This window comes from Roseburia amylophila (assembly GCF_025567465.1).
GTDB lineage: Bacteria > Bacillota > Clostridia > Lachnospirales > Lachnospiraceae > Roseburia_C > Roseburia_C amylophila.
The window spans coordinates 64,595-78,168 of sequence record NZ_JAOQKI010000004.1 but is presented as its reverse complement, the minus strand read 5'-3'; the positions used below and the strand labels follow the sequence as shown (position 1 = coordinate 78,168).

The following is a 13,574-nucleotide window of genomic DNA, read 5'->3' as shown; positions in this document are numbered from 1 at the left end:
TCAATATTTAGAATTCCTCTTCCCGGTATCCGAAGTTCTTAATCATATAATCGCTGTCACGCCAGTCTTTTTTCACTTTTACCCAAAGTTTCAAATTAACCTTGGCATCTAAGAGGTGTTCAATCTCATATCTGGCATTGGTACCAATCTTCTTTAACATGGCTCCCTGCTTGCCGATAATAATTCCCTTGTGGGAATCCCGTTCACAGATAATCGTGGCATCAATATCAAACATTTTCCTGCCTTTGCGTTTCTTCATCTGGTCAATAGAAACGGCAATTCCATGAGGAATTTCTTCATTTAAAGCATGTAAGGCTTTTTCACGAATCAGCTCTGCCACAATCTGACGCTCCGGCTGGTCAGTAATGGTATCCTCATCATAGAACATCGGACCATACGGCAGATATTTAAAAATCAAATCAATGATAACATCCGTATTTTCTCCCCGCAGTGCAGATGCCGGTACAATTTCCGCAAAGTCATAAACTTTACGATAAGTGTCAATGTACTCCAGCATTTTATCCTTGTTATCCAAGGTATCTAATTTATTGATAACCAGAATAACCGGTGTCTTTACAGTTTTTAACTTTTCAATAATATGCTGCTCTCCTGCGCCGATAAAATCACTCGGTTCCACCAGCCATAAAATGACATCCACTTCATTTAATGTGTGTTCTGCCACATTTACCATAAATTCGCCCAGCTTATTCTTTGCCTTATGGATACCAGGTGTATCCACAAAAATAATCTGTCCTCTGTTTTCATCCGTATAAATAGTCTGGATACGGTTTCTGGTAGTCTGCGGTTTATTGGATGTAATTGCAATCTTCTGTCCAATCAGATGATTCATCAAGGTGGACTTTCCTACATTCGGCCGTCCAATCAGTGTTACAAAGCCTGATTTAAAATTTTCCGTCATACTTACTCCTTCTTATGTATGCTGCGGGACTATTACCCACAGCTTTTAATAAAGATTCTTTACTTCTAAGAACATATCTTTTTCTGCTTCTACATTTTCCTCTGCACCGATGACACACAAGGCATCCTGTGCGAGTACTGCTTCAATAAGCACTGCGAGATTTTTGATATTTTCCGGCTGTGCATCTAAAACTTCATTTCTCTCACGCTGTAATTCCTCATAAGAAATATTGGTAAGATAAGCACTTACGGAACGCATGCCCTTGGCAGCCGGATTCAACGGGGTATCCATATCACTTACTGTTCCGATGATATATTTTGTCATATCACGTTCATCTGCATCAAAAGTTCTTAAATATGCCGGGATACCTTCGTAAATCTCATTGGTGCTCTTAAGGTTCGGGTCACGGTAAGAAGTGAAATATGCATCTCCGTTCCGCATAAATCCGCTCATGCAGCCATATGCACCACCCTTTACCCGGACATTAATCCAAAGGTAATCATAGCTTAAAATTACTTTTAAGATACGAAGTGCTCCGGTATAGGAATATCCTTTCGATAAATAATTTCCGGCTCTGGATACATACTGTACTTTGGATGCATCTAAGAAGCCTTCATTCTTTCTCTCACAATGGAAGGCAACTGCTTCTCCCTCTTTCTCTCCATCCGGTAAAACAGTTAAGAACTGCGGGAATTTTTCTTCTAACAGCTGATATCCTTCTGCGTCTGCCGTCAGGGAAATCAACAGTCTGTTCTTTACAAATATTTTCTCTGTAAGGCTTCTTAATTTATCCATTAAGAACTGCTTCTTTTCTTCAAAATGTTCTTCTAATTCTGCAATCGTCCGGTACAGTGCAATTCCGCCAACCAGGTCATTGAATCGGGCTACCGGTGAGAAATAAGACATTGCCCGCATGGCAGATACGGAATGTCCGGCAGAGCTTAAGGACATCTGCAGTCTCGATTTGATACGCGCTAAAATCTCATAGAGACGTTTTTCATCTGTAATCTGTGTGCCCATCAGAATCTCAGAAAGAAGTCTAAGCCCCTCTTCCAGATTCTGATAAAGAATCTTGGAACGTACTTCGTATTTTGCATGGAAACTGTCTTTTTTCTTAGTATCCGCATAAATATTAATCTGGGAAGAGATACCGCCGGTCATAAGATTAATCTCATTTGCTAAGTCTGCATAATTATAATGCTCTGTATCCATATAACCAAGTACAGCTTTTAACACCCCAAGGTATGGCAGTTCTTCTTCTGTAATATCACTGATATCAAACATCAGATTCAGATAATGAATGCCATTGGAATAAATGTTGGTATGAATGGTTTCGATGCCATTGCAGCTTACCTTTTCATATACCAGCGGCTGTGCTTCACGCTTCATGTCCTGCCGTTTTAACATCGGAATCTTCATCAGGTCTTCCTTTGGTGACGGCTCTTCCTGATACTGTTTTAAATGCTTTGTCTCCTCTACTAACTTATCTATCTCTTCTTCTGATAAGTCCTTCTTATAAGTTGCCAGTTTCTCTTCTAATTCTTTTTCCAGCCTGGCATTTAAGCCTTTTTCCGGTTCAATGGATACATAGGATTTATGGCTGTTATCCAAAAGATATTTCTGAATCAGTTCTTCAAAATATCCTGTTTCAATCTTTTCCTTTAATGCTGCAAATACATCTAATATTTTAAGATATAAGAATGGTTCGTCATCATCATAAAGCCAGCTGTCCATACAGGATAATCCATAAATTAATCCCTTCGGGAAATTACCGTAATCTGCTTCACGGAATTTGAATTCTTCACTGTTGATTCCTGCTAACAAGGATTTTCTATTGAGACCGTCTTTGACGATTTTCTTTAAAGTATCTTCGATAATTCCTACAAACTTCTCTTCGTCTTCTTTATTAGCATTCTTTGCCACCACAGAAAAAATTGGCTGTAAGGTGCTGTTATCAAATCCGCCCATGATATCTTTTCCGATTCCTGCATCAATAAGTGCCTGCTTCAACGGTGCTCCCGGTGCACTTAATAGTGCATAATCCAAGACATCAAATGCCAGAGTCAGTTCACTCTCAAGATTCGTTCCGATTGCCACATTATAGGAAAGATATGCATTGTCCTCTAAGCTTTCGGAAGATGCAATGGAATATGGCTTGCTGATGGTTACCGGCTTTTCAAAAGGAGCCTGCAGCTGAATTGCGGAATCTACTTCGATTTTATCATAATGGCTTAAATATTCTTTATCGAGAAACTCCAGTTTTTCGTCCATATCCATATTTCCATAAAGGTAAATATAAGAATTACATGGATGATAGAATTTCCGGTGAAAATCAAGGTACTGCTCATAAGTAAGCTCCGGAATTACTTCCGGGTCACCGCCGGACTCATTGCTGTATGTGGTATCCGGGAACAGGGAATTTAATACTACACGGTCTAAGACACCCTCCGGAGAAGAAAATGCGCCCTTCATCTCATTGTATACCACTCCATTGATGGTAACCGGTGCATCTCTATCCTCTAATTCATAGTGCCAGCCTTCCTGTTTGAAGATTTCTTCTTTCTTATAGATATTCGGATGGAACACAGCGTCTAAGTATACATCCATCAGATTAGCAAAATCTTTATCATTGCAGCTTGCCACCGGATAAACGGTCTTGTCCGGGTAAGTCATGGCATTTAAGAATGTATTTAAAGAACCCTTCACCAGTTCCACAAACGGGTCCTTCACCGGGAACTTGTCCGAACCGCACAATACCGTATGCTCAATGATATGTGGTACGCCGGTGCTGTCCTCTACCGGAGTACGGAATCCAATATAAAAGACCTTATTTTCATCATCATTGGAAATAAGGCTGATTTTAGCTCCACTCTTTTTATGTCGAAGCAGATATCCCTTTGCATGGATGTCTGTCAGATTTTCTTCTTTGATTAATTCATATGCTGTTAACGCTGCTAAATTCAAATGTTTTATCCTCCATGTTCTCATAATCTGACTCACAGTCTTTATCAGTATAACACATTTTTTTTACATTTACACCTGATAAACCTAAAAACAGGAAGACGGATATCCATCTTCCTGCTCTGCGCTTATTTCATATTCAACTCTATACGAATTAACCTAAGCGAACTACGTTAGCTGCCTGAGGTCCTTTTTCTCCTTCTACTACCTCAAATTCAACTGCTTCTCCATCTTTAAGCTCTTTGAATCCATCCATATTTAATGCGGAGAAATGAACGAATACATCATTTCCTTCTGCATCTGAGATAAATCCATAACCCTTCTTTGCGTTAAACCATTTTACAGTTCCCTGCATTTCTTTTTCCTCCTAATACACAATAAATCTAAAAAGTTGCACAAAATTGTGCACGACTACATGGCTAACAGTAGCATATTTTCCAATATTTGTCAAACTTTTTCACTTTTTTGTCCGATTTTATACCGGATTCTTTACGTTGACATCAAGCTGCGGGAATGGAATTTCGATTCCATTTTCATCCAGGGCATTTTTCATCTCCTCAGTCAGTGCCCAGCGGATATCCCAGTATAAATCAGTCGGCACCCACACTCTTGCACCAATGGTAACACTGCTGTCTCCCAATTCCAATACAAAGACCTGCACCGCCTCGTCCTTAAGCCGGCGTTCTTCGGAAAGAAGCAACTGCTCTATCACAGCCTTCGTCTTCTTTAAATCCGCCGAATAGGACACCCCTACTTCCAGGTCAATCCTGCGTTTCTCACTGTAGGTCACATTGGTAAGGCTGCTGTTGGCTAAGATTCCATTTGGAATTACGATAATCTTATTGTCAACACTCTTTAACTTGGTGTAGAAAATCGAAATCTCTGTTACCGTTCCTTCGTTGCCATGGCTGTCTTCTACAATATAATCCCCCACTTTAAACGGTTTTAACATCAGTATTAATACGCCGCCGGCAAAGTTGGATAAGCTTCCCTGCAGTGCCAGGCCTACCGTCAGTCCTGCAGAACCTGCAATTGCCATTACAGATGTGGTTGCAATTCCAAAAAGCGAAAGAATGATTACAATCAAGAAGAAATATCCAATGCACTTGACCAGTGCATCCATAAACTGTTTTACACCCTTGTCAGCATCCTTTTTATCCAGCCATTTCCGGACGAGTTTCCGGAAAAGTTTGATTAACTTTACGCCAATGGCATATACCATGCAGGCAATCACCACCTGAAAGAGAAACGCCAGTAAATCCGGCACCAGCCCCTCCAGGTAAGTACGTACCACGCCCGGTTTCTTCATCTGTTCAATAGTATCGCTGACTTCTTCCGCTGTAATGCCCTCTGTGCTGGCTTCTAATGCGGTCAGATAAAATCCCATTTTAATATCCTCCAGTTATTTATGAAAGTTATTATGAAAGTGCATGAATAAATAATCCACTGCGAAGTTTTGGCTCAAACCAGGTGGATTTCGGTGGCATCAGTCTTCCGGCATCTGCTACTGCAAACAACTCTCCGATGCTGGTCGGATACATGGCAAATGCCACTTTACAGTCACTATGTACTCTGCGCTCCAATTCCTCCAGTCCACGGATTCCACCTACGAAATCAATCCGCTTATCGGTCTTCGGGTCTTCAATGCCAAGTACCTGATGCAGTAACACATTCTGTAAAATTGATACGTCCAGCCCATCTACCGGGTCACTGCTTAAATCCGCTTCTTTCATCCGGCAGGCATACCAGTTATCCCCAAGGTACATGCTGAAACTTCCTTTTTCCGTTGGATGAACCGCTTCCTTCTGTGGCGTGCCCACTTCAAACAGGTCGTTCATCTTTCCAAGGAATTCCTCTTCTGTCATTCCATTTAAGTCTTTTACCACACGGTTATAATCCATAATCATAAGCTGGTCATCCGGGAATAATACGGATAAGAAATAGTTAAATTCCTCAGTTCCGTCATAATCCGGATGCTCTGCTCTCCGCATCAGTCCTACCTTTACTGCGGATGCTGCACGATGATGACCGTCTGCGATATAAATTTCTTTTATCTTTGCAAATGCTTCCTCGATAGCCGCAATATCTTCTGCCTCTGCAATTCTGTATACACGATGTCCGATTCCATCCTCTGCCACAAAATCATAAAGAGGTGCTGTCTTCTTTACCTTCTCTACCACTGCATTGATGACATCATTGGAACGGTATGCTAAGAAAATCGGTCCGGTCTGTGCATCACAGATATTTACATGGTTGATTCTGTCCTGCTCTTTATCTGCTCTGGTATTCTCATGTTTTTTAATGACCTGATTCTGATAATCATCAATCGAAGCACAGGCTGTAATACCGGTCTGCACCCTTCCGTCCATGGTCAGTTCGTAGATATAATAGCACGGTTTCTCTTCTTTTACGAAATCACATTCTGCTACCATATCCCAGAGCATGTCATGGGCTTTCTTATATACCTCCGGTGCATAAGTGTCTACGGAATCATCAAACTGTGTCTCGGCACGGTCAATGCGAAGAAAGCTTTTGTCATGTCCTTCTACCGCTTTCTTTGCTTCTTCTCTGTTATATACATCATACGGAAGTGCTGCAATCTCTGCCGCCTCATCCTCTCTTGGTCTGATACATAAAAATGGTCTGATATCTGCCATTGTTTTCTCCTTCCTGCGTAATTGCGAAAAACACGCTTTGTGAGTTTCCTGCGTAAGAGAAATGGACTGTCGCGGCGTAACCGGGCAGTCCATATATTATCTTTTTCTCACCTGCATTTATTATTTTACAATACGAACCTTTAATACACCATCTAAGGTCTGAAGTTTCTCTTCTACTTCTTTGGTAACAGGTGCATCTACATCAAGCAGTGTACATGCATAATCGCCACGGCTCTTATTGGTCATATCAGAAATGTTGATATTTGCATCTCCTAAAATAGAAGTATAGCTGCTGATCATTCCCTTTACGTTACGGTGTAACAGTAACAGTCTTCCTGCACTCTTGCACTCGCCCATATTGCAGTCCGGATAGTTTACAGAATGTGTAATATTTCCATTCTCTAAGAAATCACGAATCTCTTTTACTGCCATTACTGCACAGTTATCTTCGGATTCTTCGGTAGAAGCTCCAATATGAGGAGTTACGATACAGCCTTTCTTTCCAACTGTGGTTGGATTTGGGAAGTCGCTGACATATTTTGCAATCTTTCCTTCCTCTAATGCTGCTACCATTGCCTCTTCATCAACCAGTAAGTCTCTTGCAAAGTTCAATACTACAGTGGTAGGTTTCATCATTGCAATTGCTTCTGCATTAATCATTTTCTTGGTAGAATCTAAAAGCGGAACATGAATTGTGATATAATCACAGTTCTTGTAAATTTCTTCTACAGCATTTACATGATTTACATTGCGTGATAAGCTCCATGCAGCATTTACAGAAATGTATGGGTCATATCCGTATACTTCCATTCCAAGATGTGTTGCAGCATTTGCTACTTTAACACCAATGGCACCAAGTCCGATAACGCCAAGCTTCTTTCCTGCAATTTCGCTTCCGGCAAAGTTCTTCTTCTGTTTCTCAGCAAGTTTTGCAACATCTGCATTGCCTTCCTCGCCTTTTACCCATTCGATTCCACCGACTACGTCACGGGCTGCCAATAACATTCCTGCAAATACCAGTTCCTTTACACCATTTGCGTTTGCACCCGGTGTATTGAATACTACGATACCTGCTTCTGCACATTTATCCAATGGGATATTATTTACACCTGCACCTGCTCTTGCAACAACTTCTAAAGTCTTTGGAAGTTCCATGTCATGCATTGCTGCACTTCTTACTAAGACTGCCTGTGCATCTTTGATATCATCTACTTTGTTATATTCATCTGACAAAAGGTCTAAGCCTACACCAGCGATTGGATTTAAACATGTATAGTTAAACATTATGCGTTCTCCTCCTCAAACTTCTTCATAAATGCCACCAGCTTCTCAACGCCCTCTTTTGGCATTGCATTATAAATGCTGGCACGCATACCGCCAACGGTTCTGTGTCCCTTTAAGTTTACAAAACCGGCTTCGGTTGCTTCTTTGACGAATTTTGCATCTAAGTCAGCATCACCGGTAACGAATGGTACGTTCATAAGAGAACGGTCTTTTGGAACTACAGTTCCCTTGAATAACTTGCTCTGGTCTAAGAAATCATAAAGAATCTTAGCTTTCTCTTCGTTACGCTGTTTCATAACTTCGAGTCCGCCCATCTTCTTTAACCATTTGAATACTTTACCACAGATATAAATGCCGTAGCATGGTGGTGTATTGTAAAGAGAATCAGCATCTGCCTGAGTCTTGTATTTTAACATGGTAGGTGTTCCCGGAAGAACATCATCTGTAATTAAGTCTTCACGAATGATTACGATTACAACACCTGCAGGTCCAACGTTCTTCTGAACGCCGCCGTAGATTACTCCGTATTTGGTTACATCAACCGGTTCTGATAAGAAGCAGGAAGATACGTCTGCAACAAGTGTATGTCCTTTGGTATTTGGAAGTTCTTTGAACTTGGTTCCATAAATCGTATTGTTTTCACAGATATATACATAATCTGCGTCTTCCGGAATATCCAGATCTGAACAATCCGGAATATAAGAGAAGGTCTTATCCGCAGAAGATGCTACTTCTACTGCATCCCCATACATTTTTGCTTCCTGGTAAGCTTTCTTAGCCCACTGTCCAGTTACAATGTATGCAGCTTTCTTATTTTTCATCAGGTTCATTGGAATTGCAGCAAACTGCTGGGAAGCTCCACCCTGTAAGAATAATACCTTGTAATTATCCGGGATATTCATTAAGTCTCTTAAATCAGCTTCTGCCTCTTTGATGATGTTGTCATATACTTTGGAACGATGACTCATCTCCATTACGGACATTCCACATCCTCTGTAGTCTAACATCTCATCTGCTGCTTCCTGTAAAACTTCTTCCGGTAATACTGCCGGACCTGCAGAAAAATTATATACTCTGCTCATTTTCTAATTCCTCCTCACTTCTTACACATATCTTTCTATATGTAATGGCTTATTATTTTAAATCTTCCTCGGTAAACACCTCAGATATAGCTGCCCCCGGTGCTACCATTGGCCACACCTTATCATCACTATCAATTATACAGTCTATAACAACTGGTGTACTACTTGCAAGTGCTTTTTTCAAAATATCGACAAATTCTGCCTGACTGGTTGCACGATATCCCGTTGCTCCCATGGCTTCTGCCAGTTTTACAAAATCTACTCCATCGTCTAAAACAGTTGCAGAATAATGCTTCTCATAGAAAAGTGTCTGCCACTGTCTTACCATTCCAAGCACATGGTTATTGATAATAACTTCGATTAACGGAAGCTTCTGACGGACTGCTGTTGCAATCTCATTCATATTCATACGGAAACATCCGTCACCGGCAATATTGATAACCTGTTTATCCGGATTTGCTATCTGCGCACCGATTGCTGCCCCCAGTCCATAACCCATGGTTCCAAGTCCGCCGGATGTCAGAAGTGTTCTCGGCCGTTTGTATTTATAATACTGTGCTGCCCACATCTGATGCTGTCCGACCTCCGTTACCATGATAGCATCTCCGTTGGTCTGACGATAGATTTCTTCGATTACGAACGGACCGCTTAATCCTTCCGGATGATAGCTCAATGGATATTCTTTCTTGTATTCCATGATGTGCTCCATCCACTCTTTATGCTCCATCGGAGATAACATCGGATTGATTCTTGCAAGAATCTTCTTTAAATCACCAATCACGCTGTTTGTTACCATGATATTTTTATTAATCTCTGCCGCATCCACATCAAACTGTAAGATTTTTGCATGATGGGCAAATTTCTTAGCATTTCCAAGCACACGGTCTGAGAAACGGACACCTACTGCAATCAGAAGATCGCACTCGCTGACTCCAAGATTGGAAGTCTTGGTTCCATGCATTCCAAGCATTCCGGTATAACGTTCATCCGTTCCGTTAAATGCACCCTTTCCCATCAGGGTATCACAAACCGGTGCATCCACCTTATCCACAAATTCTCTCAATTCATCCGAACAGTCGGAAATTACGGCACCGCCGCCCACAAAGATATATGGTTTTTTCGCTTTCTGAATCAAAGCTGCTGCTTCTTCTAAATCTTCCTCCCGGATGGTTTCTGTCACACGCAGTACCGGTTCAATACGCTGTGTTTTATACTCTGCCTTATTTGCAGTGACATCCTTTGGAATATCCACAAGGACAGGACCCGGTCTTCCTTTTTTTGCAATACGGAATGCCCGGCGGATGGTATCTGCCAGATCATTGACATCTTTTACAATAAAGTTGTGCTTGGTAATCGGCATGGTAATTCCTGCAATATCAATTTCCTGGAAACTGTCTTTGCCAAGAAGCGGCACATTGACATTACAGGTAATTGCTACCATTGGAACAGAATCCATATATGCGGTTGCGATTCCGGTTACCAGATTAGTTGCACCCGGTCCGCTGGTGGCAAAGCACACACCAACTTTTCCGGTGCTTCTTGCATATCCATCTGCCGCATGGGAAGCTCCCTGCTCATGGGAAGTTAAAATATGTTTTATTTCATTACTATGTTTATATAACTCATCATATACATTTAAAATTGCACCGCCCGGATAACCAAATACCGTATCCACGCCCTGCTCTTTCAAACATTCTATTACGATTTCAGCACCTGTTAAGAGCATTGAAATTTCCTCTCTTTCCAACTTATCTTTCTGCTGTATATTTACAGATTACCGGTTCTTATTTTTCTTTCCCGGTACCTGGAATCTGTAAAATTGCACCGCGGTTTCCTGAAGTAACCATGGAAGCATAACGTGCCAGATATCCGGTTGTTACCTTCGGTTCTCTTGGCTGCCATTTTGCTTTACGGGCTGCCAGTTCTTCATCCGATACTGCAAGCTCTAACTTCATTTCCGGGATGTTAATCCTGATGATGTCGCCTTCTTCTACCAACGCAATTGGTCCGCCTACGGCTGCTTCCGGTGAAACATGACCGATGGAAGCTCCACGGCTTGCACCGGAGAAACGTCCGTCTGTAATCAATGCTACGGATGAACCAAGTCCCATTCCTGCGATTGCAGAAGTCGGATTTAACATCTCACGCATACCAGGGCCGCCTTTTGGTCCTTCGTAACGGATCACGACTACATCACCGGCAACAATTTTTCCACCTTTGATTGCAGCAATGGCATCTTCCTCACAGTCAAATACTCTTGCCGGTCCTTCATGAACCATCATCTCTTCTACGACTGCGGAACGTTTTACAACACCACCGTCCGGAGCAAGATTTCCTTTTAATACGGCAAGACCACCGGTCTTACTGTATGGATTATCCAGTGGACGGATAACTTCCGGATTCTTATTGACTGCATCTTTGATATTCTCGCCTACGGTCTTACCGGTTACGGTCATACAGTCTGTATGTAAAAGTCCTGCATCTGCTAATTCTTTCATGACAGCATAGACACCGCCGGCTTCATTTAAGTCTTCCATATAGGTCGGGCCTGCCGGTGCCAGGTGGCAGAGGTTCGGAGTCTTCTCGCTGATTGGATTTGCAAAGGAAATATCAAAATCAAATCCTACTTCATGTGCGATTGCAGGCAGGTGAAGCATACTGTTGGTAGAGCAGCCTAACGCCATATCTACGGTCAGTGCATTTAAAATAGCATCCTTTGTCATAATATCTCTTGGACGGATATCTTTCCGATACATATCCATAACTGCCATTCCGGCATGTTTTGCTAATTTGATACGCTCGGAATATATGGCAGGAATGGTTCCGTTTCCACGTAAGCCCATACCAAGTGCCTCGGTCAGACAGTTCATGGAGTTTGCGGTATACATACCGGAACAGGAACCACAGGTCGGACATACTTTCTCTTCGTATTCTCTTACTTCTTCCTCTGTCATTGTACCTGCTGCATAGGAACCTACTGCCTCAAACATGGAAGATAAACTTCTCTTACGTCCCTTTACATGACCAGCTAACATCGGGCCACCGGAAACAAATACGGTAGGGACATTAATTCTTGCTGCTGCCATCAGAAGTCCCGGTACGTTCTTATCACAGTTTGGCACCATAACCAGCGCATCAAACTGATGGGCTAATGCCATACACTCTGTGGAATCTGCAATTAAGTCTCTTGTTACCAGGGAATATTTCATCCCGATATGTCCCATGGCAATTCCATCACAAACTGCGATAGCAGGGAATACAACCGGTACTCCACCTGCTTCTGCAACACCTAATTTTACAGCGTTTACAATTTTATCCAGATTCATATGGCCCGGTACGATTTCATTATAAGAACTTACGATACCAACCATTGGTTTCTTCATTTCTTCTTCGGTAAATCCCAAAGCGTTAAAAAGACTTCTGTGCGGAGCCTGCTGCATTCCGGCTTTTACATTATCACTCTTCATCTTCGTTCTTCCTCTCTTTTTTATTGTTCTGTCTTAAAATTTCTTATTTCCTACAGATTCTCTACGATTAAGTCACCCATTCTGGCTGTTCCTACCTGGGTTACGGTTGCTTTCTTTGCTTCTTCCTGTGGCATAATGTCAATGGTACGATAGCCTGCCTTTAATACCTTCTTTACGGCATTTTCAATAGCATCTGCTTCTTTATCGAGATCAAAGGAATATCTTAACATCATCGCTGCACTTAAAATGGTTGCAATCGGGTTTGCAATTCCTTTTCCTGCGATATCCGGTGCAGAACCGCCGCTTGGCTCATAAAGACCGAATTTCGTATCATTTAAGCTTGCAGAGGATAACATTCCGATGGAACCGGTTACCATACTTGCTTCATCCGATAAAATATCTCCAAACATATTCTCAGTTAAAATTACATCGAACTGCTTCGGGTCTTTTACCAACTGCATGGCACAGTTATCTACCAGCATATGCTCATAAGTTACTTCCGGATAGTCCTTTGCTACTTCTTCTACAATCTTTCTCCAGAGTCTGGAGGAATCCAGTACGTTTGCCTTATCCACGCTGGTTACTTTCCTGCGGCGTTTCATGGCAATGTCAAATCCACGCTTTGCAATTCTGCGGATTTCATTTTCGTTATATGTCAAAGTATCGGTTGCCGTCATCACACCGTCAACTTCTTCTGTCTTTCTCTCTCCGAAATAAAGTCCGCCGGTCAGCTCTCGCATAATCATCATGTCAAATCCGTCTCCGATAATATCGTCACGCAGTGGACATGCTTCCTTTAATTCTTCATAAAGGTATGCCGGTCTTAAGTTTGCAAAAAGGTTCAATGCTTTTCTCAATTTTAAAAGGCCTGCCTCCGGGCGAAGGGATGGCTCTAATTTGTACCAAGGGGATGTTGCTGTATTTCCTCCGATGGAACCCATCAGAACTGCATCTGCTGCTTTTGCATGCGCAATGGCATCATCGGTCAGCGGTACACCAGTTGCATCGATAGAACAACCGCCCATCAGTATCTCGTCATATGTAAAGGTGTGTCCGAATTTTGCTCCAATGGCATCTAACACCTTTCTTGCTTCGCTTACAATTTCCGGTCCGATTCCGTCACCGGCAATTACTCCAACATTATAATTCATGGGTAAATCCTTCTTTCTTTTCCTATTGCATGCATCCCAATTTCATAACTACT

10 protein-coding genes are annotated in these 13,574 nt (G+C 42.0%); all 10 read right to left on the bottom strand.

The window, feature by feature from the left end; genetic code table 11:
- Window positions 1-7: 7 nt before the first annotated feature.
- The gene (era, locus tag OCV43_RS03615) at window positions 8-919 is read right to left on the bottom strand and encodes a GTPase Era (RefSeq protein ID WP_022243042.1); all 912 of its coding nucleotides are present in this window, start codon (window positions 917-919) and stop codon (window positions 8-10) included.
- Between the two features lie 45 nt (window positions 920-964).
- A complete protein-coding gene (locus OCV43_RS03610; RefSeq protein WP_331494964.1) occupies window positions 965-3,883 on the bottom strand; it encodes an insulinase family protein in 2,919 nt (972 codons plus the stop codon).
- A gap of 151 nt (window positions 3,884-4,034) precedes the next feature.
- On the bottom strand, window positions 4,035-4,235 hold the full coding sequence (locus OCV43_RS03605) for a cold shock domain-containing protein (protein ID WP_022243044.1): 201 nt from the start codon (window positions 4,233-4,235) through the stop codon (window positions 4,035-4,037).
- A 120-nt stretch (window positions 4,236-4,355) separates the two neighbouring features.
- A complete protein-coding gene (locus OCV43_RS03600; protein ID WP_262623432.1) occupies window positions 4,356-5,267 on the bottom strand; it encodes a mechanosensitive ion channel family protein in 912 nt (303 codons plus the stop codon).
- 31 nt (window positions 5,268-5,298) lie between these two features.
- A complete protein-coding gene (locus tag OCV43_RS03595) occupies window positions 5,299-6,537 on the bottom strand; it encodes a DUF1015 domain-containing protein (RefSeq protein ID WP_262623431.1) in 1,239 nt (412 codons plus the stop codon).
- A gap of 120 nt (window positions 6,538-6,657) precedes the next feature.
- Window positions 6,658-7,821, bottom strand: a complete 1,164-nt coding sequence (locus tag OCV43_RS03590) for a phosphoglycerate dehydrogenase (protein ID WP_022243047.1) — start codon at window positions 7,819-7,821, stop codon at window positions 6,658-6,660.
- Window positions 7,821-8,903, bottom strand: a complete 1,083-nt coding sequence (gene serC, locus OCV43_RS03585; protein WP_022243048.1) for a 3-phosphoserine/phosphohydroxythreonine transaminase — start codon at window positions 8,901-8,903, stop codon at window positions 7,821-7,823. Before serC ends, OCV43_RS03590 begins: the two co-directional genes overlap by 1 nt.
- 52 nt (window positions 8,904-8,955) lie before the next feature.
- On the bottom strand, window positions 8,956-10,629 hold the full coding sequence (gene ilvB, locus OCV43_RS03580; protein WP_262623430.1) for a biosynthetic-type acetolactate synthase large subunit: 1,674 nt from the start codon (window positions 10,627-10,629) through the stop codon (window positions 8,956-8,958).
- 58 nt (window positions 10,630-10,687) lie between these two features.
- A complete protein-coding gene (ilvD, locus tag OCV43_RS03575) occupies window positions 10,688-12,370 on the bottom strand; it encodes a dihydroxy-acid dehydratase (RefSeq protein WP_262623429.1) in 1,683 nt (560 codons plus the stop codon).
- 50 nt (window positions 12,371-12,420) lie between these two features.
- Complete coding sequence (gene leuB, locus OCV43_RS03570; RefSeq protein WP_022243051.1) at window positions 12,421-13,521, bottom strand: 3-isopropylmalate dehydrogenase; 1,101 nt, start codon at window positions 13,519-13,521, stop codon at window positions 12,421-12,423.
- Window positions 13,522-13,574: the final 53 nt, after the last annotated feature.